We start from the raw sequence: 20072 nt of genomic DNA, 5'->3' as shown, positions 1-20072 counted from the left end.
CCGTGCCGCAGATTGTTCTAGTGAAGTGCACGTATTTCTCGACTACATGTGCACGTGGCTAGAAACATTCTGCGCGGTCCGGGGGAAGACCAGGGTGATCTCGCCGCCGATGTCGACCCTGGTCACCGGACGTTGATACACCGGCTCCAGGATGTCCGGGACGAGCACCTCGTCCGGGGAACCGTCGGCGACGACGTGGCCGTCCTCCAGGACGACGATGCGGTCGCAGTAGCGGGCGGCGAGGTTCAGGTCGTGGAGCACGACGGCGGAACCGGGAAGCCCGCTGACCAGTTCGAGGATGTCGTGCTGGTAGCGGATGTCGAGGTGGTTCGTCGGTTCGTCGAGGAGGATGTGGGGGGTCTGCTGGGCCAGTGCCCGGGCGATGAGGGCACGCTGGTGTTCACCGCCGGAGAGACCGTTCAGGTCGCGGCGGGCGAGGTCGGTGAGCCCGACGGCGTCGAGTGCACCACCGACGACGGCCCGGTCGTGGCCGGTGGTGCGCGCCCCGAATCCCTGGTGGGGAAGTCGTCCGAGCATCACCAGGTCGGCGACGCTCATCGGTATGCCGGAGGAGGCGGCGTCACGTTCCTGAGCGACGACGGCGATCCGGGTGGCGATGTCGCGTCGCCGTGTCGTGGCGATGTCGTCGCCGTCGAGCAGGACGCGCCCGGCCGTCAGTGGTGCCGCCCCGTAGAGGGCACGCAGCAGCGTGGTCTTCCCCGAACCGTTGGGGCCGACGAGGCCGAGCGTGCCGGTGGAGGGCACGGTGAGGGAGACGTCGTCGATGACGGGGTGTCCGGCGTAGGTGACCCGGATGTTCTCTGCGGTGATCACGGGTGCTCCCGCAGGTACTCGTTCAGCGTGTCCACGCCGTCCAGGGCGAGTGGCGTCGGTGGTTCGGCGTAGTTGAGCAGCATCGGCAGAATCCGCTGGTCGCGGCCGGCGGTGGTGCGGTCGATACCGGGAAGACGGTTGACCTCGTCGACGATGTCCCGGCTGTCGCCGGAGCTGTACAGGGCGACGATCACGTCGGGGTCACGGTCGACGATGTCCTCGGCGGTGACGTCGAAGACCCGCTCGCTCTGATCGTCGTAGACGTTGGACGCCCCTGTCGCAGCGACCACGGGGGCGGCCATCGAGCCGGTGCCGTAGGCGTAGGTCACTCCGCCGCCGACGGTGGGGTACAGGACGGCGACACTGCGTCCCGTGCCCGCGGCGTTCGACGCCTCCTGAGCGGTGTCCAGACGGCGTTGCAGATCGTCGACGAGAGCTGTGGCCTGGTCCGGACGGTTGAAGACGGTGCCGTAGAGTCGGATCTGGTCCCAGACGTCGTCCCAGGTGACGTCGCCGTCGATCGCTCCGCAGAACGCGGGTTCCTCGATGAGCGGGATGTCGGAGCTGGCCAGGGTCTGGCGGTTGACGGTGTCGGTCTCGCCCAACACAAGATCGGCACCCGAGGCGACGACCTCTTCACGCGAGATCTGCAGGTGCCCGGAGTCGTCGGTGCGGTCGGTGATCGAGGGGATGCCGTCCAGGGTGGCGTTGGTGGCGTCGTCGTAGTACTCGGTGGGGTACTGACCGGCCCGGTGGGTGACGTGGTCGAGGACGCCGAGGGCGCTGAGGGTGCTCACCGCGGCGGGTTTCAGCAGGGTGACGTTGTCCGGCACACCGTCGAGGGTGACGGTGTCACCGCAGTTGTCGACCGTCGTCGCCGCTGTCTCCTCTGCCTGGGAGCATGATGCCAGGAGCAGTGATGCCGCCAGGACGACTGATGCGGTGGACAGGGTGGTTGTTGTGGTGCGTGTCATGCTTGGACTCCCTGGTGCATGCGGTGGACGAGAAGGAGGAGGAAGGGTGCGCCGACGATGGCGGTGATGATGCCGACGGGGATTTCCTGTGGCGCGAGCAGCGTGCGTGAGCCGATGTCGGCCCAGCACAGCAGGATCGCGCCGAGCAGGGCGGCGACGGGGACGTTCGAGCGGTGTGCACCACCGACGAGCCGTCGGGCGAGGTGGGGGACGACGAGACCGACGAAGCCGATGGATCCGGCCATCGCCACGACCGTGCCGACGAGGAGGCACGAGAGAATCAGGAGGACGACGCGCAGGCGGTCCGGGTGAATGCCCAGCGTGAGGGCGGTGTCGTCGCCAGCGGCCAGGGCGTCCACTCGAGGAGCGATGACCAGGAGCACCGCCGTCACCAGAAGGATGACGACAACCACGGCGGCCAGTGGGCCGGACCAGGACGCCAGCCCGAGGGAACCGAGCAGCCAGAACATCACCGACCGGGACGATTCCGCCGAGTCGGAGGCGAAGATCATGAAGCTGGTCACCGCCGACAGGGCGTAACCGACGGCGACGCCGGCCATGATCAGACGGGTGGCGGTGAGCCGGCCGGCGGAGCGGGCGACGCCGAAGACGATGAGGGACGCCACGGTCGCCCCGAGGAAGGCACTGGACTGGAGGGCGTAGTCGCCGAAGCCGGCACCCACGCCGGTGAGTATGGCGGCGGCGGCGCCGACGGACGCCCCGGAGTTCACACCGAGGACGTAGGGGTCGGCGAGGATGTTGCGCACCGTGGCCTGCAGGATCGCCCCGGCGACGGCGAGACCGGCGCCGACCGTCGCGGCGAGGACGGCGCGGGGCGTCCTGATCGTCCAGATCACGGCGTCATGGCGGGAGAGGTCTGTGCCGTCCGGCATGTCGAGTGCGGTGCCGAAGAGATGGTGGGAGAGGATGCGTGCGGAGTCGAGGGGGGAAATGGAGACCGGGCCTACGCCGACGCTGAGCACCAGAGTTACTAGAAGTGCGACGGTGAGAACTGTCGTCCAGAGTGCTGTCCGGCGCCGCGCCGCGCCATGCCCGAGGGTGTCGCGGTCCACGGTGCCGGTTGTCGTTACTGCGGAGCGGGCTCGGATGGTCACAGGGGTTCACGCTACTGCCCCGGACATCTCATTCGCACGTTCAAATGAACGTTTGAATGAAGGTTTTACCTGCCGGAAATCTCCGGGGTGATGTTCGCCTGCAACGCAGGCGCGTAGGCGGCGACGACATCGTCGATGCAGGTGCTCGCGAGAGGTTCGATCCGGGCAACATAACGCATCAGGGCCAGGCCGGTCAGTTGACTCGCGATCAGTGAGGCCCTCAGTTGCCCGTCGGGCCCCTCGAGACGCGCGGTGAATCTCTCCGTCACCACGCTCTGGGCGAAGTTGAGTAGCGGGGCGTTCTCCAGACTGCCGTCGAAGGTGCTCCGGACGGCAGCGGTGAACACGTCACGGTGCGGATCCCAGGACTCGCAGAACGTCCGGACGAGCCGGTTCCCGAGCCCGTCCAGCGGCCCGTCGAGGACACCAGCGATCTTCTCGAGCGGGTTGAACGGCAACGCCATGGTTGCCACGAGCAGGTTGGCCTTGTCGCCGAAATGATGGTTGATCAGACTCGGGTCGACTCCCGCAGCGCCGGCGATGGAGCGGACAGACGCTCCGCGGAAGCCGCGTTCGGCGAACTGGGCCCGGGCGACGTCGATGATGGTCTGCCGGGTCAGTGCCGGATCTCCGCCGCGTGGGCGTCCCCGTCCGCGGGGGCTGCGTTCCGCGCTCACGCTGTACGCCGTCGCAGTGTCAGGGCGGCCAGGGCGACCGACGCCAGAGCGAAGGCCAGTACCACCGTCAGGTCGACGGCGAAGTCGCCGTTCCATCCACCGGACTGTGTGAGGCGGGTGAAGGAGTCCGCGGAGTAACTCAGCGGCAGGACATCGGATATGCGGGTCAACACGGTGGCCATCGTGTCACGTGGGGTGAGCAGACCGCACAACAGCAACTGGGGTATCACCACCAACGGCATGAACTGCACGGCCTGGAACTCGGTCCGGGCGAACGCTGAGGCGAGTAGTCCCAGGCCTGTCCCGAGCAATGCGTTCGCCACCGCGAAGACGCCCAGGATCCAGGGGGTGGCCACGTCCAGGTCGAGCAGCCAGATGCCGACGGCGGAGGTGACCGCGGCCTGGACGAGTCCGGCGGTCCCGAAGGCGAGGGCGTAGCCGGCGATGAACTCGCCGCGGCGGAGACGGGTGCTCAGCAGCCGTTCCAGCGTCCCTGAGGTCCGTTCCCGGACCATGGTCACCGAGGTCAACAGGAACATGATGATGAACGGAAACAGTCCCAGCATCTGCGGGCCCACACGGTGGAACATCTCGGGGTTGGCGTCGAAAACGTACTTGAACAGCCACAGGAGCAGGGACGGAAGCGCCAGGACGAGTGACAGGCTCCGGGGATCGTGGAAGAGCTGTGCGCCGACGCGGCGGGCGGTGGCGAGTGCGCGGTTCATGACGCGTCCCTCTCTGCCAGAGTCAGGAAAGCCTGCTCCAGGTCGTCCTGTCCGGTGTCCTTCCGGAGTTCATCCGGGGTCGCGTCGGCGATGAGCTGTCCTTCACGCATCAGCACGACACGGTCGCAGCGTGCGGCCTCGTCCATGACGTGGCTGGAGACCAGGAGCGTCTTCCCGTCCTGCGCCAGGCCGGTGAACAGCGTCCAGAGGTCGCGGCGCAGGACCGGGTCGAGGCCGACGGTCGGTTCGTCGAGGAGGTACACCTCGGCGTCGCCGACGAACGCCGCGGCGAGGGACACCCGGGTGCGTTGCCCGCCGGAGAGGTTTCCGGTCAGGTCGTGTTCACGCCCGGTCAGTCCGACGTCGTGGAGGGCCTGGGCGACGGCGGTGTGGTCCGCCCCGCTGATCCGCGCGAAGTAGCGGAGGTTCTGTTCCACGGTCAGGTCCGGGTAGACGGAGCTCGCCTGGGTCACGTAGGCGACCTTCTCCCGGTTGGCTGCGCTGCCGGCCGACTGGCCCAGGACGGTGACATCGCCGGACCGGATGACCTGTACTCCGGCGATGGCGCGGATCAACGTGCTCTTGCCGCACCCGCTCGGGCCGAGGATCCCGGTGATGGAGCCGTTGGGCACACGGAGGTTGAATCCGGTGAGGACGTGGTGTTTTCCGCGCGTCACGTGGAGGTCCGTGATCTCGACTGCGGTTTTATTCAACATACGTTTAATATAGCGCCGACGGAGAATGCGGGGCAATACCTCTCGTCGTTCCGCTACAGTGCAGAGACATGGACGGTGCCGCGGAGAGGAACAGGGAGCATGCAGCTCATGACGCTGATCTCTCCCGTATGCGTGCGCTCTCCGACGAGTGGGCGGAGACGTTCCGCCTTCTCGGCGATCAGACGAGGCTGAGACTCCTCACCGTCCTGCACTACGTCGGGCCCGGCACGCTGAGCATGTCCGAACTCGCTGCACGCGCCGGGGTGAAGACGGCGACGGCGTCCGCGGCGTTGCGGCTCCTGACCACCGCGGGTGTGGTGACGGCGACGCGCGACGGACGGATGATGCGGTACGCACTCACCGATGAACGTGTGCACCGGTTGCTGCACCACTTCGGCGGGACGCACGCGCACTGAACCGTACTGACCCGCGCTGAACCGAGCTGACCAGGGCACCCCACACGCGCCCGCAGAGCACGTACTCTCGGTGTGGCAACCGAACTCTCACCGAGGAGGCTTACGGACATGAGCACGATCACCACGCGCGACGGTGTGAACCTGCACGTCGACGACAGCGGAGAGTCAGGGGACCTGGGGCGTACCGTCGTCCTGATCCACGGCTGGCCCCTGTCGGCGGAGTCCTGGTCGGCACAGACATCGGTCCTGCGCAAGAACGGTTACCGGGTTGTCGCCTACGACCGTCGCGGTTTCGGACGGTCCGACAAGCCCGACTCCGGTTACGAGTACGACACCCTCGCCAAGGACCTGGAGGACGTGCTGGCCGGACTCGACCTCACCGACGTCACCCTCGTCGGGTTCTCCATGGGCGGCGGTGAGGTGGCACGCTACTTCAGCGTCGGTGACACCTCGCGCATCCGCAGCGTCGTCTTCGCCGGTGCGGTGCCGCCGTACCTGCTGAAGACGGACGACAATCCGGACGGCCCACTCACTGAAGAGGCCGCCAAGGAAATGGAGGACGGTCTGCGTGCGGACCGCGACGCCTTCTTCGAGGACTTCACCACCGGATTCTTCTCCGTCGGGGATGACCTCAAGGTCAGCGAGGAGACCAGGAAGGACGCGGTGCGCATGGCGCAGCAGAGCGACCAGACCGCTGCGCTGGGCTGCATGGAGGCCTTCGGGACCACCGATTTCCGCGAGGATCTGCCGAAGATCGAGGTCCCCACGCTCATCATCCACGGTGATTCGGACGACATCGTGCCGTTCGAGGGATCGGGTAAGCGCACCGCCGACATTGTGCCGCATACCCGCACCACCGTGATCGAAGGTGCGCCGCACGGGTTGAACGCCAGCCACGCCGCCGAATTCAATGCGTCGCTGCTGGAGTTCCTCGCGGACTGAGTTGTCCTGCCCCACCCTGCAGGCACCTGAGCCACCGCACCAGTGACTGCACCCCCGCAGTGTTTCCGCCGGGTAAAACCTGCGTCGTACTGTCCCCAGGCACGCTGTGCTTCGCTACCGTTGGACAGGTAGGCCCATCGGCCGATGCACATCAGCACGCACAGAAGGACGCATCGTGGAACTCAGTCCCCGGGAGCAGGAGAAGCTCCTCATCTTCACCGCCGCCGACGTCAGCCGCAGACGGCAGGCCCGGGGACTCGCCCTCAACGTGCCCGAAGCCACCGCGCTGATCAGCGAGGCAGTCATCGAGGCCGCGCGGGACGGCAGGACCGTGGCCGAAGCCATGGAGATCGGTACACAGGTCCTCGGCAGCGACGACGTGCAGGACGGAGTCCGTGAACGACTGACCCTGATCCAGGTCGAGGCCACGTTCCCCGACGGTACGAAACTCGTCAGCGTCCACGACCCGATCGGGATGTGACCGTGAGCGTCACCGTCCTCTACGCCGGCCCCGAGGCGCCGACCCCGTCCGCCCTGCAGGACGCCACGGGGGTGCCGGTGGTCACCGGCCCCCGCGGTCTTTCCCGCCACGCCGAAGAGGTTCGCACGCAGGACGTTCCGCTGGTGGTCATTCCGGCGGGGACGGGGCGCGCGCTGACGTCGGTCACCCAGGCCGCCCAGGCGTTGCAGTGGGCGCGGCGTTCCGGGACGCAGGTCGTGCTCGGACCGTCACTGATCGACGCGACCCGCGCCGTCGCCGAGATGCGGCGCCACCTGCGTGCTGCGGCGGTGTCGCACGACGGTGTCCTGTTCCGTGCGAACACCGTCGACCCGTTCGCCGACGCAGAACTGCTGCGCCGGGTGCGGCTCGCCCAGCAGTTCTCCGAGAATCTCCTGGTGGAGGTCACCTTCGAGGGGTCGTGGCCGTCACCGGACACCGCGCGCGAGCGCCTCCGTCTCCTCGGTGCCACGGGTGTCGCGGAGATCCGTGCTGATCTGGGCGCGGATCATGGGGCCCCGTTGTTCCGGCCGTCGTCCCTGGCCACCGCCGTACAACGTGCATCGCACACCGCGCTGCACCTGCTTCGTGATCATCATGACGACGGCATCGCTGCGGGTCTGCTCGCGGACCACGCCACCGGTTTCGCCCACTCGCACGGCGACGAGGACGGGCACACGCACTCCCACCCGCACAGCCATTCCCACTCCCACCACCACTAGGAGAGCCCCATGTCCGGATCCGTCAGCTACGGTCAGGCCTCAGACCAGCCGTCGGTGGTCGAGCTGAACCCGGGGCGTGCCACCAGGACCCTCCGGGTGTCGAACACCGGTGACCGGGCCGTCCAGGTGGGCTCCCACTACCATTTCTTCGAGGTCAACCCGGCCCTCAGCGTCGACCGTGAGGCGGCGTGGGGCATGCATCTGGACATTCCCTCGGGACTGGCGGTGCGCTTCGAACCGGGCGATTCCCGCGAGGTCACCCTGGTGGACTTCGGTGGTCGGCGCATCCTGCACGGTTTCGCGGGACTGGTCGAAGGGTGCCTCGACGATCCGGCGGTGAAAGCCCGCGCCCTGGAGAACCTGCCGGGCTTCCTCGCCACCAACGATGAGCTGGAGATCCTCCCATGAGCACCATCGACCGGTCCCGCTACACCGAGATCTACGGCCCGACCACCGGTGACACCGTCACCCTGGCGGACACGTGCCTGCAGGTGCGCATCGACTGCGACTATCTCGCCGACTCCTACGGTGACGAGTCCGTGTACGGCGGCGGCAAGGCGGTGCGTGACGGCATGGCCCAGGACCCCACCGCCGTCGGGAACGCCCTGGACACCGTCATCACCGGCGCCATCGTCCTCGACGCGGTGGTCGGTGTCGTCAAAGGTGATGTCGGCATCCGCGACGGCCGCATCGTGAAGATCGGCAAGGCAGGCAACCCCAACACGCAGGACGGTGTCGACCCCGACCTGGTCATCGGGCCAGGTACCGAGGTCATCGCCGGTGAGCACCGCATCCTCACCGCCGGGGGCGTGGACACCCACATCCACTACATCACCCCGCAGCAGGCCGAGCACGGCCTGGCCAACGGCATCACCACCTTCTTCGGTGGCGGCACCGGACCGGCCGAGGGCACCCTCGGCACCACCTGCACGCCCGGGGCGTCCGGCGTGCAGTTCATGCTGCGGGCCGCTGAGGGCATGCCGGTGAACACCGGCTTCCTCGGCAAGGGTTCCGGCGCGCTTCCGGACGCACTGGCCGCGCAGATCCGTGGAGGGGCCGCCGGGCTGAAGATCCACGAGGACTGGGGCGCGACTCCGGCGAACATCCGCAACGCCATGGACGTCTGCGACGAATTCGACGTCCAGCTCGCCATCCACACCGACACCCTCAACGAAGGCGGCTTCTTCGAGTCCACCGCCCGCGCGTTCAAGGGACGTCCTGTGCACACCTTCCATTCGGAGGGGGCCGGCGGAGGCCACGCGCCCGACATCCTGCGGGTCACGGGCATGCCGAATGTCCTGCCGGCCTCCACCAACCCCACGTTGCCGTACACGGTGAATTCCGTGGAAGAGCTGCTGGACATGGTGATGGTCTGCCACCACCTCTCGCACGACATTCCGGAGGATGTGGCCTTCGCGGACTCCCGGGTGCGCGCCGAGACGATCGCCGCGGAGACCGTGCTCCACGACCTCGGCATCATCAGCATCTTCAGCTCCGACTCCCAGGCGATGGGGCGGGTCGGCGAGTCCTGGATCCGCGCGTTCCAGACCGCCCACCACTGCCGGGAGCAGCTCGGTGAACTGGACGGGGACGCCGGTACCGGTGCCGACAACAACCGGGTGCTGCGCTACCTGGCGAAGATGACGGTCAACCCGGCGATCGCCCAGGGCATCGGCGGTTACGTCGGCAGTATCGAGCCGGGCAAACTGGCCGACCTGGTGCTGTGGCCGGTCGACTCCTTCGCCGCGAAGCCCCGCCTGGTGCTGCGTCAGGGGCGTATCGCCTACGCGCAGATGGGTGACCCGAACGCGTCCCTGGCCACCCCGCAGCCAGTCCTCTACCGTGACCAGTTCGCCAACTACGGGACGGCCCTGCAGAGCACCCGGGTGACGTTCATGTCCGCCGCGGCGATCGCGGCGGGCGTCCCCGAACAACTCGGACTGACCTCGACCGTCCTGCCGGTGACCGGCACCCGTGACATCGGCAAGGAGGACATGGTCCGCAATGACCGTCTCGCCGACATCGCCGTGGACCCGGACACCTACGAGGTCACCGTCGACGGCGTCGCCGCAACGATCGCCCCGGCGACCACACTGCCGCTGGCGCAGAAGTTCTTCTTGTTCTGATGCTCCCGATGCTCCCGTTCCTGCAGGCCCTGACCTACGCAGACTCCGCCTACCCGTCGGGACGCTACACCCTGTCCCACGGACTGGAGGGGCTGGTGCAGGCCGGACGGGTCCGTGGGACGCAGCAGGTCACGGACGTGCTGACCGACCATCTGCGCCACACCGCCGGGCCCGGTGACGGTGTGGCGACGGCGGCCGCGGTGATGACGGACGACCTCGCCACCCTGGTCACCCTGGACCATGAACTCGCCGCGACGAAGGTCACCGGCGAACTCCGGCGTGCGTCGTCCCGGGTGGGGCGCCAGCTTCTGCAGGTCACCGCTCAGGTCGCCGACCGGCTTGGTGAGGATCAGCCGGTGGCCCTCCGGGAGTACGCCGCGGCGGTCGCAGCCAAGGAGGCTCCCGGGAACCAGGCTGTCGCCGCCGGTCTGATACACGCGTGCCACGGGTTGGATGCAGCAACCGCTGTCGCCACCGAACTCACCGGTCTCGCCGTCGGATGGGCTGGTGCGGCGCTGCGGCTGCGTCAGTGTGACCACATCGGTGCCCAGGTCGCCATCACCGCCGCACACCCGGTGATCGCGGAGGTCGCCGACCGGGCCGTCCGTACCGCCGCAGAGCTTCTCGCCAACGGCGACTGGAGCATGGTGGGACGGGCCAGCCCCGGCAGTGACCTGGCCTCCGCCGCGCACGAGACCGCCCCCGCACGACTGTTCATGAGCTAGAGAGGAAATCACCCCATGACTACCCCGAGTACCCCTGACCCCGTCACCGGCACCGGTTCGCCGCTTCGTATCGGCATCGGCGGCCCCGTCGGCTCCGGCAAGACCGCCCTGATCGAGGCATTGGTGCCCCGGTTCGCCGAGGCCGGACGCCAGGTGGGGGTGATCACCAACGACATCTACACCCAGGAGGACGCCATGCACGTCCGCCGGGAGCTTGACGGGGTGATCAGTCCCGACGTGGTCATCGGTGTGGAGACCGGCTCCTGCCCGCACACCGCGGTGCGTGACGACCCGACGATGAACCTCATGACCGCCGCCGACCTGCTCGACGAACATCCGGAGATCGACACCCTGTTCTTCGAGTCCGGCGGCGACAACCTCACGCTCACCTTCTCCCCGGCGCTGGTGGACGTGTTCGTCTTCGTGCTGGACACCGCAGAGGGGCAGAAGATGCCGAAGAAGCGGGGGCCCGGCATCACCGAGTCGGACATCCTGGTGATCAACAAGACCGACATCGCCCAGTACGTGCGCTGCGACCTCACCGTGATGAACGCCGACGCCGTGGACGTACGTGACGGCAACCCCGTCGTCCTCACCGACTGCTTCTCCGGTCAGGGTATCGTCGAACTGCAGCAGAAGCTGGAGGGGTTCCGGGAGAACCGGGAGTGACCTCCCTCGACCCGTCCTCCCTCACTCCACCCGTCCCGCACGAGATGGCGGACGTCGCGGGGGAGCGCTCCTCCGGAGGGGTGATGCCGGTGGGACGTCCCGGCAAGGTCGGTGTCCTCGACGTCACGCTGGGGGTGAGAGGTGGACGGACGGGAGTGGTTTCGCGGTTCGTCAAAGCGCCGATGCAGCTGACCCGCCCGCTGTACATCGACCCGTCCGACCCCGGCGAGGCGTTCCTCTACATTCGTACCACCGGCGGTGGGCTGGCCCAGAATGACCGCATCCGTCAGGTCCTCCGCCTGGAATCCGGCTCCCGGGCGACGGTGACCACCCAGGCCGGTACGCCGGTGCACCGCATGGATGCCGGGATGGCGTCGCAGTGGGTGAGCCTGCACGTCGCCGATGGTGCGGTGTGCGAGTACCTGCCCGGCCAGACGATTCTCTTCGCCGGTTCCCGCCTGCTGCAGACCACCGACGTGGACGTCGCACCCGGGGGGACGGTGCTTGCCGCGGAGGTGATGCTGACCGGACGACTCGCCCGCGGGGAGGTCAACGGTTTCGACACCCTCGCGCAGCGCTTCCGGGTCACGCGGAACGGTCGCCCGCTGCTGTCTGACACCTTGTGCGTCACCGGTGCGACGGCGAATTCCGAGATGCTGCTGTCGCGCTGGCCGGTGTGGGGGACCGTGCTCATCGTGCCATCGGCGGGTTCGGCGGGTACGTCTGTGAAGAAGCTGCTGGTGTCGGTCAGGGAACTGCTGGTGGAGCAGTGTGCGGGAACCGACGCCGGGGACCTGACCGCCGCGGCGTCCACCATGGTCGGGGACGCCGGCCTCACCGTCCGCGTGGCGGGGGAGGATCCGGTCGCCGTGCGGGCGGTCGTGGATGCCGTCCACGACCATGCCCGCCGGGCCCTGCTGGGCCGGCCTGCGGTGGACCTGCGCCGGATGTGAGTGCTCAGCTACCATCGGCGACAGTAGTGGACGGCACGTCAGCGGAGGGGAACACCATGGCAGATGATGAGAACGGGGACGACCTGGTCATCGAGAACGTGGACGGGCTCGGGGAGTTCGTCATCTACACGACCGAGGACGGGGATGTGGAGGTCCATCTCCGGGTGGTCGACGGGACGGTGTGGCTGACGCAGCGCGAGATGGCGGAGCTGTTCGGGGTGAGCCGAGCAAACGTGGATGCACACCTGCGGAACATCTATGAAGAAGGCGAGCTGACCAGGGATCGAACCTGCAAGAAATTCTTGCAGGTTCGATCCGAGGGCGACCGCACGATCCGGCGAAGCATCGACCACTTCAACCTCGATGCCGTCCTCGCCGTCGGGTACCGGGTGAGGGGACGTCGCGGTGTCCAGTTCCGGACCTGGGCCAGTAGCGTCCTCACGGAGTACCTCATCAAGGGTTTCGCCATGGACGATGAGCGGCTCAAGGATCCGCGTGGCCGCGACTACTTCTCCGAGCTGCTGGAGCGCATCCGGGACATCCGGTCCTCCGAAGTGCGTCTCTACCAGCAGGTCCGTGATGTCTTCGCGCTCGCCGACGACTACGACAAGGATGATCCGCGTTCCGTGTCGCTGTTCCGACAGATTCAGAACAAACTGCACTACGCGGTCACCGGTCAGACGGCCGCCGAGGTCATCGCCACCCGGTGTGATCCGACCGCAGACAACCTCGGCTTGACCAGCTTCGCAGGAAAGACGGTGCGCAAGAAGGATGTCGGAACCGCCAAGAACTACCTGACCCGGGAGGAACTCGACGAGCTCAACCGTCTTGTCGATCAGTTTCTCAGCTACGCGGAATCCCAGGCCCGACGCCGCAAGGTTATTCACATGGCGGACTGGTTGGAGAAGACGGACCAGTTCATCGAGTTCAATGACTACGAGGCGCTCAACGACGCCGGTCGGATCCGGATGAACGACGCCAGGCAGCTCGCCGGTGACCGGTATGCCGTCTATGACGCGCACCGTCGGGCACCCGGGGAGGCTCAGGCGGCAGCGGCGGAGTTGGCCGAGCTACAGAGTATCGAGCGACGCATTCTGGCTGACCGGGAACGCCTGGCACCGCGACGGATTGCGGACGTGGGTCCGAGTGACTGACTGTCGCACGGGGCGTCGGCATCTTGGGATCTGAGGATGGTGAGTCGACATTTTCCACGTCCGGAGTGGTAGGACTACTGTTCCCAGGGGTTGACCAGGGGAACCCCGGTCGGTGTGAAGTCCCGGGTGTTGCGCGTGGCCACGGCAAGTCCGTGGACAAGCGCTGTTGCTGCGATCAGCGCGTCCCTCTCTGGAGCGGGGTCGGGGACATGGAGGGTCGCTGTCCGGACTGCCGTGTCCACGTCGATCTCAAGAGTCCGCGAGGTGAAGACGTCCATCACATCGTCGTCGAGCCAGTTCCGGAGGCGTCGGCCCTGGACGATGTCGCGGCGTTCCACACGGCGTACCCCGAGTTCAAGTTCCATGACGGTGATGACGCTGATGTAGAGATCTGTCGGACGCTGCGCCGCGATCCAGTGGCGGACGGAAGGATCGGCACGGCGTGGGGACCTCCTGAGTTCACTGAGCACGTTGGTATCGAGAAGGTATCTCACAATTCAGGGACCCTCAGTCCGAAAGAGACTGGGCCCGGGTCAAAGTCGATCTCGTCGGCGTCCTCGTCGTTCATGCTGAGGCGGTCGAGTAGATCCTCGTTGTCTCCGGTGAGGTCGCGGTAGTCGTCGATGGTCAGGAGGACGTAGGCGGGACGGCCCCGGTCGGTGATGACCAGTGGTTCTGTGTCTGCGGAGCGTTTGGCGGAACTCACGTCCTGGTTGAACGCGCGGGAAGACATTGTTGTCATAGTTTCCACCTCCTCGATGTAGGAACAATGCTACAACAGCCGAGCAACGGACGGCACAGCAACATTCCCGACACAATGTAAAGAATACTGTACATTATGTAATGTGAACGATACATCGAAGGATGCGGCCGAGACGACCAACGTGGTCCGCCGGTGGCGACGCTGGGAAGAACTCTCCCAGGCGGAGCTGGCTGAACGGGTCGGCGTGTCCAGGCAGACGATCGCGAACATCGAGAAAGGCAACTACTCACCCTCGGTCCATCTCGCACTGGCTATCTGCCACGAACTGGGCCGCACCGTGGAACAGATCTTCGGTGACGAGCAGGAACAGGAGAAGTGACCATGAGCTACGGGGGCACCGTCATCCGCCGCGTCAACGACCTGGTCGACGACGAATACCAGGAACGGATCGTCCACCAGGCGTCCACCGTGGGAATGCAGTGCCAGACCTGGGCGCTGCTGCTGGTCGCCGTAGCCCTGGCCTGGATTCTGCCCGGTGGGTACTCATGGTTCATTTTCCCGGTGGTGCTCATCCCGGTCGTGGCGGGAGATGCCGGGTCGTTGATCTGGTCGAAGCGGTACGCGCCGCGTCCGCGGTACCGCACGCCCTCGATTGTGGAGGGGGTGTTCATTGCGGTCGCGATCCTGGCGGTGCTGCTCGGAGTGGTCGTCAACGGCGCCGACGGTGATGCGTTCGCGTTGATTCCGGCCCTGATCCTCTGGGCTGGTGCTGCCGTGGCAGGCATGCTGAACGCGCGTCGACTGACGCTGCGGCGCCGGGCGCGTGACACCAGCCGACTGGACGCTGACCTGGAGGACTGACCGCAGGTAACTACCCTCCGGACCATGATCCCCACCGACCTGCAGGACGCTGTCCGCACCGCCCGCCGCGTCGACGTCCCAGGCCATGGGCGCCCTCGACTCTTGGCGCCGCGACCCCGACCCCTGTGTGCCTGGTACCTGTGGCGGGCTGCCCGGGCGCGGGACGCCGCGCCCAACGCCGGCCACCTCGCGCTCGCCCCGTGGTAGGACGCCCAGGATGGCGACAGTACCGGGAACGGATATCTCCCCGTCACCACCCAGAACATCGATGACCTGCATGAAAGTGCCGGAGTCGCGGACCTGTACCACCTGCACGGCAGTCTGCCGGCCGAACCGGTGGAGCGGTTGCCCCACCGACCTGCACAGTGTGTGGCGGCCCGGTGCGTCCCGGCGTGGCATCCCTGTCATGGAGATCATTCCGGCGACGACTGACCTGACCCCGTTGACCACCTGGTCGCTGCGCACGATCACGGTGTCCGGCCTGCCAGCCCTGGTGGATGCCGCGTTCGGTTGAGTGGAGTGCAGCTATGCCGTCCCCGCCTCCCGTTCCTGGTATTCGCGTGGTGAGATGCCGTGGAACCGGGAGAAGGCGGCGCTGAAGGTAGGCAGGTGTGCGTAGCCGACGCGTCGTGCCACGGCACTGGGTTTGGCTCCGCCAGCGAGAAGTCCCCGGGCCACGCGCATGCGTGCGGCGTACCGCCACCGGGTGAAGCTCATACCGGTCTGTGACCGGAAGATGTGGTGGACGTCAGCCGGGAGGTCGTAGGTTGCTGCCGATGCGGGAGCGCTGATGCTGCGTAAATAGGCCAGCGCTGCGCCCCTGGCGCAAGGATCTGTCGGCATCGGTAGGGCGAGCGACTGTTGCGCGGCGAGCTGGGCGGAGAACAGGCCGAGGATGTGGGTTGGGTCGTGGTCGTCAGGACGCAGTATCGAGCGGTCGCTCACAGCGCAGTACATGAGGTAGTTGTCCCAGGCCCTGGGGAACACTACCTGGAGCGGGTCGGTGAGCTGGAGGTCACCGGTGGTGACGGTGCCGACGGGAAGCGAGATCGAGTCGGCGTGGATGCCGGTGGTGTGCTCCACACCCGCCGGGATCCAGGTCGCCGTCCCGCGTTGTCGTTCATAGTGCTGACCCTCGGCGTCAAGGTAGCCGCTGCCGCGGTACATCCAGCTCAACACGTGCACGGCATTGGTATGGACCGGCGTGTGTGCGGGGAGCAGGAGGTCGGGGGCGGATGGTACGGCCGAATAATCGCCGCCACTGACAGCAAGATCCAGTGCGTCATCGGTTTGTCGGACAGCGGTGGCGTGGAGGACGAGTTCACTGTCGGCTGGCCGGGCCACGAGGTCACGGGTGAATTGTCGGGGTGTGATACCGAACTGGGTGCGGAAGGCACGGGTGAAACCGTTGCGGCTGGTGAAACCGACCAGTGCGGCCACGTGGTCGACACGACGTCCGGCGGCGAGGTGCCGGACAGAGGCGTTCAGCCGGCAACGCAGGCGCCACTGTTCGAAGGTGAGACCGGTGTCGGCGAGGAATGCGCGACGTAGTGTCCGTGTACTGGTAACGACACGAGTCGCCCACTGATCAGCGGTGAGGTCGAGAGTGGGGTTACCGAGCAGTTCTTCGGCGACCGTCCGGGCAGCGGAGCTGGTCGGCAGTGTGAGTGCGTCACCTGTCGACGGCGTGTCTGTCCCGTCCGAGGCCGGGCTTACGTGGTGTCGGGACCTCAGGACGAGATCGGTGATCCTGTCCTGTGCGCGGCCTGTGCCACCCAAGGGCGTGACCTGGAGGTTGAAGCACTGGATCAGCCAGTCCTGCCAACCGCCGGGGACGTGGAACTTCACGGGGTGGGTGAGTTTCCCGAGGGCAGCGTCCCGGTAAAAGCTCAGCGGGAAGGCAACGGTGCCGGGTTCGGTGCTGATGCGGCTCCGGGCCCCGGCGGGTACCCAGAGGCCTTCGCCCGCGGTGAGCCGGAACTCTTCCGGGGCGTCTTCCCTCTCAGGCAGATCGCTGAGCAGGACACGCGCCATTCCGGTACGGACCCAGAGTAGCTGCGGGGGAGGGGGTCCGGGGTGGACTGCGGAATCGACACTGAGAGCGGGGATGTCCGGCGGGCTGTCGGTGACGGTCACCAGCGGAGTCAGACCGACCAACTCCTAACTATCTGTCAGTTAACGCACCCTAAGGAAGGGACGGTTCGCCTAACTTTAGCAGAGTTGTCCGCGGTCTCCAGTGGCGGATGACGGACCCGCTACTACGTCTGCCCCGCCAGAAAGGGACGAACACACCGATGCCCAGAACCTCGCGCCGCACCACCGTGCACCCGCTGACCCTGCGGGAGGTCGCCGTCACCCGCGTGACGGACCTCACGCCGGGAATGCGACGCATCACCCTCGGTGGTGACCAGCTCGGTGCCTTCACATCGGACAACGGCTTCCTGCAACCTGCATTCACATCCGGGGGCTTCGACGATGACATCCGCCTGATCTTTCCCTACCCCGGCGAGGACGCCCCCGTCTTGCCGGTGCAGAAAGAGCACGGGCTCGACCAACCGAAAGATCCCCGTCCACTGTCCCGCGCGTACACCGTGCGACGCTGGAATGCTGAGTCCGGTGAACTCGACGTGGATTTCGTCCGTCATGGAGTCGGGGTGGGCACCACGTGGGCATACCGGGCCCGGGTGGGCGACCGGATCCACTTCTTCGGGCCAAGCCTGTCCCGTTCCCTGCCGGACCTCGGACAGGACGCTGACTGGCTCCTCATCGTCGGCGACGACACAGCGGTTCCCGCCATCGCCCGACTGCTCGAGGATCTCCCCGGGGATGCCCGGGCGCAGGTCTTCATCGAGGTCACCGAGGACTCTCACCGGCAGGAACTCCGTGAGCTTCCGCAGGTGACCGTTACCTGGCTGACACACGGGACCTCCGCGGGGGCCGCCGCGCACTCCCCGCTATTGGACGCAGTCCGTACGACCGACTGGTGGGACGGCCGACCCTTCGCCTGGATCGCCGGAGAACAGAGTACCGTACGGGATCTGCGGCGCCACCTGGTCGAGGAATGTGAGGTCCCGAAGACGGACATCGACTTCACCGGATACTGGCGGCGAGACGCCGTCGTCTCCCTGGAAGAGGATGACGCCGTCCCGGACCCCGAGCGCAACAAGGCGGCTTTCGAGAAACTCCATGATCTCACTGAGCTGGTCCCCCCGATCGCGATCCGTACGGCAGTCGAACTGGGCATTCCGGACATGATCTCCCGTGGTGTCACCTCTGTGGTGGATCTCGCAGAGAGGTCGGGCAGCGACGAGCGGGCACTGGGCAAACTGCTCCGGTACCTGCTCGCACTGGAGGTGCTGACCGCACCGCGACCTGGCCACTACGGCCTGTCGCCGGTGGGGGAGGTTCTCACCGTGGAATTCGTTGCAAACTCACTGGACCCGGCCGGTGTCGGTGGTCGGGAGATGCTCGGCATCTTCGGGCTCACCGAGTCAGTCCGGACCGGCAGGGCGTCCTACGCATCGGTGACAGGGCAGACGTTCTCACAGGTGCGTGAGGATCAGGACTACGAGGATCGTTATCTGGACCGCCTGGCACTGTTTCAGGCGGCTCTCGCCGCACCGATTGTCGAGGCAGATCTGTTTGACGGCGTCCGCCACCTGGTCATCCACTCCGGTGGAGCAGGGGCTCAGGCCGCCGAGTTCGTCGCCGCGTACCCGGATCTGCAGGTCACGATTTGTGCCCTTCCTGCCCAGGCGGACTGGCTGCGCCGCGACCTGCCCACCACCATCACTGACGAGGGGCAGCGGGCGCGGGTGCGCATTGTCGAGCAGTCGGTGTTCGAACCCGGGCCGGCGTCGGACGCCGTATTCGTCAGTCGTGGCTTCAAAGCCCTGCCTGACGCGGACGCAGCCCACGCCCTGCGCAAGGTCACCGAGAACCTCGCGCAGGGCGGGCGGCTGCTGTACGTCGAGGAGACCTACGACATCGAGGACACCGGGGAACTCGACGAGCACGATGGTGAAGCGGATCTACTCGCTCTGGCCGTCCACGGTTCCGGTCTGCGCACCGACGCCGAGTTGAACGCAGTGTTCGACCGTGCCGGTCTCGTGCACCGCACAACACACACCGTCGGATGGGGCACCACGGTCCATGACCTCGTGCCCGCCGACACCCACTGACGAACCACCAACGAACCACCAACGAAAGAGACAACCGTGAACCTCAATATCCTGAAGCGGCGGGGGACAGCGATCGCCGCCACCCTCGTCAGCGCGGGCCTGGTGCTCAGCGCCTGTGGCGGCGACGACAACGACAATGCTGCCTCGGACTCCTCATCAGATTCCGCCGCGAACTCCACTTCAGCGTCCTCGTCGTCCTCTGACGCCGCCTTCCCGGTGACTGTCATCGGTGCGTACGGGGACGTCACCGTCGAGGAGAAGCCGGAGAATATCGTGGTGGTGAGTAGTTACCGCTCCGTCGACTCGCTGGCAGCGTTGGGGGAAAAGCCGGTGTTCGGTTACAGCAGCAGCGGCGGTGAGGAGGACTTCCTGAAAGCCAGCCCTTGGATGGAGGGCCTGTACTCCGAGTTCGATGCGACGATGATCGATGCTGACTGGAAGCCGGACCCAGAGGCAGTCTCCCTCGCCGATCCGGATCTCATCATCCTGGACTCCGTCGACGAGGACATCTACGACAAGCTCTCTGAAATCGCCCCGACCTACGCCCCGAAGGATATCAACAGCGTCACCTGGCAGCAGAACATCACCACCCTCGGCACCCTCGTCGGCAAAGAGGACAAGGCAGAGGACGTTATCGCCGAAACGGAGGCACAGCTCGCCGACACCAGGGAACAGCTCAGCAACCTGCAGGGCGCGACCTACAACGAGTTCTTGGTGGGGGGTGATTCCACGGTCTCCCTATTCCCGCCGGAGGACGGCCAACTGCTTCACATCCTCGGCATGGAGAACACCGGAACGAAGCAGGACGACTTCAAGAAGGTCTCCTTCGAGAATATCTCGGAACTGAATGCTGACGTGTTTATCGAGCGTGGCGGCCAATACAGTACCGAGGAGGACCGTCAGAAGCTTGAGGGTCACCCCGGGTATGGCGAGCTGCCGGCGGTGAAGAACGACGCCGTCCTCGTGGTCGACACTGACATCGCCAACGCCATCGGTGCCGTCCGCCCCGCGGCACTCGAATGGGTCCTACCGAAGATCATGCCGCAGCTGAAGAAGATCACCGTGGGTGCGGAATAACTG

General features: G+C 66.6%; 25 protein-coding genes. 16 read left to right on the top strand and 9 right to left on the bottom strand.

The window, feature by feature from the left end; all coding sequences use genetic code 11:
• Positions 1 to 42 precede the first annotated feature (42 nt).
• From BJF89_RS11800 to BJF89_RS11775, 6 genes are all read right to left on the bottom strand, one after another.
• Entirely contained in the window at positions 43 to 834 is a 792-nt protein-coding gene (locus BJF89_RS11800; protein ID WP_075815132.1) for an ABC transporter ATP-binding protein, read from the bottom strand.
• The gene (locus BJF89_RS11795; RefSeq protein WP_075815130.1) at positions 831 to 1808 is read right to left on the bottom strand and encodes an ABC transporter substrate-binding protein; all 978 of its coding nucleotides are present in this window, start codon (positions 1806 to 1808) and stop codon (positions 831 to 833) included. The genes BJF89_RS11800 and BJF89_RS11795 overlap by 4 nt, the downstream gene beginning before the upstream one ends.
• Positions 1805 to 2923, bottom strand: coding sequence for an iron ABC transporter permease (locus BJF89_RS11790; RefSeq protein ID WP_255372621.1), 1119 nt, complete (start codon positions 2921 to 2923; stop codon positions 1805 to 1807). The genes BJF89_RS11795 and BJF89_RS11790 overlap by 4 nt, the downstream gene beginning before the upstream one ends.
• Before the next feature lie 65 nt (positions 2924 to 2988).
• On the bottom strand, positions 2989 to 3600 hold the full coding sequence (locus BJF89_RS11785) for a TetR family transcriptional regulator (RefSeq protein WP_075815128.1): 612 nt from the start codon (positions 3598 to 3600) through the stop codon (positions 2989 to 2991).
• Positions 3597 to 4325, bottom strand: coding sequence for an ABC transporter permease (locus tag BJF89_RS11780; protein ID WP_075815126.1), 729 nt, complete (start codon positions 4323 to 4325; stop codon positions 3597 to 3599). Before BJF89_RS11780 ends, BJF89_RS11785 begins: the two co-directional genes overlap by 4 nt.
• Positions 4322 to 5041: an ABC transporter ATP-binding protein gene (locus BJF89_RS11775; RefSeq protein WP_075815124.1), complete on the bottom strand. Its 720-nt coding sequence runs from the start codon at positions 5039 to 5041 to the stop codon at positions 4322 to 4324. Before BJF89_RS11775 ends, BJF89_RS11780 begins: the two co-directional genes overlap by 4 nt.
• A gap of 128 nt (positions 5042 to 5169) precedes the next feature.
• Between BJF89_RS11775 and BJF89_RS11770 the strand changes: the two genes are divergently transcribed.
• From BJF89_RS11770 to BJF89_RS11725, 10 genes are all read left to right on the top strand, one after another.
• Positions 5170 to 5457 (top strand): helix-turn-helix transcriptional regulator, encoded by a 288-nt coding sequence (locus tag BJF89_RS11770; protein ID WP_075815334.1) that lies wholly within the window; start codon positions 5170 to 5172, stop codon positions 5455 to 5457.
• Positions 5458 to 5565: 108 nt separating this feature from the next.
• Entirely contained in the window at positions 5566 to 6399 is an 834-nt protein-coding gene (locus tag BJF89_RS11765) for an alpha/beta fold hydrolase (protein ID WP_075815122.1), read from the top strand.
• A 175-nt stretch (positions 6400 to 6574) separates the two neighbouring features.
• Entirely contained in the window at positions 6575 to 6880 is a 306-nt protein-coding gene (locus BJF89_RS11760; protein WP_075815120.1) for an urease subunit gamma, read from the top strand.
• Positions 6881 to 6882: 2 nt separating this feature from the next.
• Positions 6883 to 7620: a hypothetical protein gene (locus tag BJF89_RS11755; protein WP_075815332.1), complete on the top strand. Its 738-nt coding sequence runs from the start codon at positions 6883 to 6885 to the stop codon at positions 7618 to 7620.
• A gap of 9 nt (positions 7621 to 7629) precedes the next feature.
• On the top strand, positions 7630 to 8028 hold the full coding sequence (locus BJF89_RS11750; protein WP_075815118.1) for an urease subunit beta: 399 nt from the start codon (positions 7630 to 7632) through the stop codon (positions 8026 to 8028).
• Positions 8025 to 9746 (top strand): urease subunit alpha, encoded by a 1722-nt coding sequence (ureC, locus tag BJF89_RS11745; RefSeq protein ID WP_075815116.1) that lies wholly within the window; start codon positions 8025 to 8027, stop codon positions 9744 to 9746. The genes BJF89_RS11750 and ureC overlap by 4 nt, the downstream gene beginning before the upstream one ends.
• Positions 9746 to 10471 (top strand): urease accessory protein UreF, encoded by a 726-nt coding sequence (locus BJF89_RS11740; RefSeq protein ID WP_075815114.1) that lies wholly within the window; start codon positions 9746 to 9748, stop codon positions 10469 to 10471. Before ureC ends, BJF89_RS11740 begins: the two co-directional genes overlap by 1 nt.
• A 15-nt stretch (positions 10472 to 10486) precedes the next feature.
• Positions 10487 to 11140, top strand: a complete 654-nt coding sequence (gene ureG / locus BJF89_RS11735) for an urease accessory protein UreG (protein WP_075815112.1) — start codon at positions 10487 to 10489, stop codon at positions 11138 to 11140.
• On the top strand, positions 11137 to 12093 hold the full coding sequence (locus BJF89_RS11730) for an urease accessory protein UreD (RefSeq protein ID WP_075815110.1): 957 nt from the start codon (positions 11137 to 11139) through the stop codon (positions 12091 to 12093). Before ureG ends, BJF89_RS11730 begins: the two co-directional genes overlap by 4 nt.
• 56 nt (positions 12094 to 12149) lie before the next feature.
• Entirely contained in the window at positions 12150 to 13247 is a 1098-nt protein-coding gene (locus tag BJF89_RS11725) for a virulence RhuM family protein (protein WP_075815330.1), read from the top strand.
• 74 nt (positions 13248 to 13321) lie between these two features.
• Here the strand turns inward: BJF89_RS11725 and BJF89_RS11720 are convergent, their stop codons facing one another.
• A complete protein-coding gene (locus BJF89_RS11720) occupies positions 13322 to 13741 on the bottom strand; it encodes a type II toxin-antitoxin system VapC family toxin (RefSeq protein ID WP_075815108.1) in 420 nt (139 codons plus the stop codon).
• Entirely contained in the window at positions 13738 to 13989 is a 252-nt protein-coding gene (locus BJF89_RS11715) for a type II toxin-antitoxin system Phd/YefM family antitoxin (protein ID WP_075815106.1), read from the bottom strand. Before BJF89_RS11715 ends, BJF89_RS11720 begins: the two co-directional genes overlap by 4 nt.
• A 103-nt stretch (positions 13990 to 14092) precedes the next feature.
• On the opposite strand from BJF89_RS11715, the gene BJF89_RS11710 reads away from it, so the two are divergent.
• Genes BJF89_RS11710 through BJF89_RS20060 form a run of 4 tightly spaced genes read left to right on the top strand, consistent with a single transcriptional unit; the run spans position 14093 to position 15243 of the window.
• Positions 14093 to 14329: a helix-turn-helix transcriptional regulator gene (locus tag BJF89_RS11710; RefSeq protein WP_075815104.1), complete on the top strand. Its 237-nt coding sequence runs from the start codon at positions 14093 to 14095 to the stop codon at positions 14327 to 14329.
• A 2-nt stretch (positions 14330 to 14331) separates the two neighbouring features.
• A complete protein-coding gene (locus BJF89_RS11705; protein ID WP_075815102.1) occupies positions 14332 to 14811 on the top strand; it encodes a hypothetical protein in 480 nt (159 codons plus the stop codon).
• Positions 14812 to 14835: 24 nt separating this feature from the next.
• Complete coding sequence (locus BJF89_RS19645) at positions 14836 to 15018, top strand: hypothetical protein (RefSeq protein ID WP_255372620.1); 183 nt, start codon at positions 14836 to 14838, stop codon at positions 15016 to 15018.
• Between the two features lie 57 nt (positions 15019 to 15075).
• Positions 15076 to 15243, top strand: a complete 168-nt coding sequence (locus BJF89_RS20060; protein WP_369803721.1) for a hypothetical protein — start codon at positions 15076 to 15078, stop codon at positions 15241 to 15243.
• 93 nt (positions 15244 to 15336) lie between these two features.
• Here BJF89_RS20060 and BJF89_RS11695 read toward each other — a convergent pair whose 3' ends face one another.
• Entirely contained in the window at positions 15337 to 16968 is a 1632-nt protein-coding gene (locus BJF89_RS11695) for a helix-turn-helix domain-containing protein (protein ID WP_222843840.1), read from the bottom strand.
• A 137-nt stretch (positions 16969 to 17105) separates the two neighbouring features.
• Between BJF89_RS11695 and BJF89_RS11690 the strand changes: the two genes are divergently transcribed.
• Together BJF89_RS11690 and BJF89_RS11685 are read left to right on the top strand one after the other, a co-directional pair.
• Positions 17106 to 18992 carry a siderophore-interacting protein gene (locus tag BJF89_RS11690; RefSeq protein WP_075815100.1) on the top strand — a complete coding sequence of 629 codons (1887 nt, stop codon included), beginning with the start codon at positions 17106 to 17108 and terminating at the stop codon, positions 18990 to 18992.
• 36 nt (positions 18993 to 19028) lie between these two features.
• Entirely contained in the window at positions 19029 to 20069 is a 1041-nt protein-coding gene (locus tag BJF89_RS11685) for an ABC transporter substrate-binding protein (protein ID WP_075815098.1), read from the top strand.
• Positions 20070 to 20072: the final 3 nt, after the last annotated feature.

Source organism: Corynebacterium sp. CNJ-954 (assembly GCF_001942345.1).
GTDB lineage: Bacteria > Actinomycetota > Actinomycetes > Mycobacteriales > Mycobacteriaceae > Corynebacterium.
This window is presented reverse-complemented; position numbering and strand designations above follow the sequence as displayed.

What these genes read in the sequence shown, in the direction of transcription:
- BJF89_RS11795 (WP_075815130.1), bottom strand. Translation starts at nt 1,808, where the DNA reads ATGACACGCACCACAACAACCACCCTGTCCACCGCATCAGTCGTCCTG.
- ureC (WP_075815116.1), top strand. Translation starts at nt 8,025, where the DNA reads ATGAGCACCATCGACCGGTCCCGCTACACCGAGATCTACGGCCCGACC.
- ureG (WP_075815112.1), top strand. Translation starts at nt 10,487, where the DNA reads ATGACTACCCCGAGTACCCCTGACCCCGTCACCGGCACCGGTTCGCCG.
- BJF89_RS11715 (WP_075815106.1), bottom strand. Translation starts at nt 13,989, where the DNA reads ATGACAACAATGTCTTCCCGCGCGTTCAACCAGGACGTGAGTTCCGCC.
- BJF89_RS11765 (WP_075815122.1), top strand. Translation starts at nt 5,566, where the DNA reads ATGAGCACGATCACCACGCGCGACGGTGTGAACCTGCACGTCGACGAC.
- BJF89_RS11770 (WP_075815334.1), top strand. Translation starts at nt 5,170, where the DNA reads ATGCGTGCGCTCTCCGACGAGTGGGCGGAGACGTTCCGCCTTCTCGGC.
- BJF89_RS11705 (WP_075815102.1), top strand. Translation starts at nt 14,332, where the DNA reads ATGAGCTACGGGGGCACCGTCATCCGCCGCGTCAACGACCTGGTCGAC.
- BJF89_RS11750 (WP_075815118.1), top strand. Translation starts at nt 7,630, where the DNA reads ATGTCCGGATCCGTCAGCTACGGTCAGGCCTCAGACCAGCCGTCGGTG.
- BJF89_RS19645 (WP_255372620.1), top strand. Translation starts at nt 14,836, where the DNA reads ATGATCCCCACCGACCTGCAGGACGCTGTCCGCACCGCCCGCCGCGTC.
- BJF89_RS11740 (WP_075815114.1), top strand. Translation starts at nt 9,746, where the DNA reads ATGCTCCCGATGCTCCCGTTCCTGCAGGCCCTGACCTACGCAGACTCC.
- BJF89_RS11725 (WP_075815330.1), top strand. Translation starts at nt 12,150, where the DNA reads ATGGCAGATGATGAGAACGGGGACGACCTGGTCATCGAGAACGTGGAC.
- BJF89_RS11780 (WP_075815126.1), bottom strand. Translation starts at nt 4,325, where the DNA reads ATGAACCGCGCACTCGCCACCGCCCGCCGCGTCGGCGCACAGCTCTTC.
- BJF89_RS11775 (WP_075815124.1), bottom strand. Translation starts at nt 5,041, where the DNA reads ATGTTGAATAAAACCGCAGTCGAGATCACGGACCTCCACGTGACGCGC.
- BJF89_RS11690 (WP_075815100.1), top strand. Translation starts at nt 17,106, where the DNA reads ATGCCCAGAACCTCGCGCCGCACCACCGTGCACCCGCTGACCCTGCGG.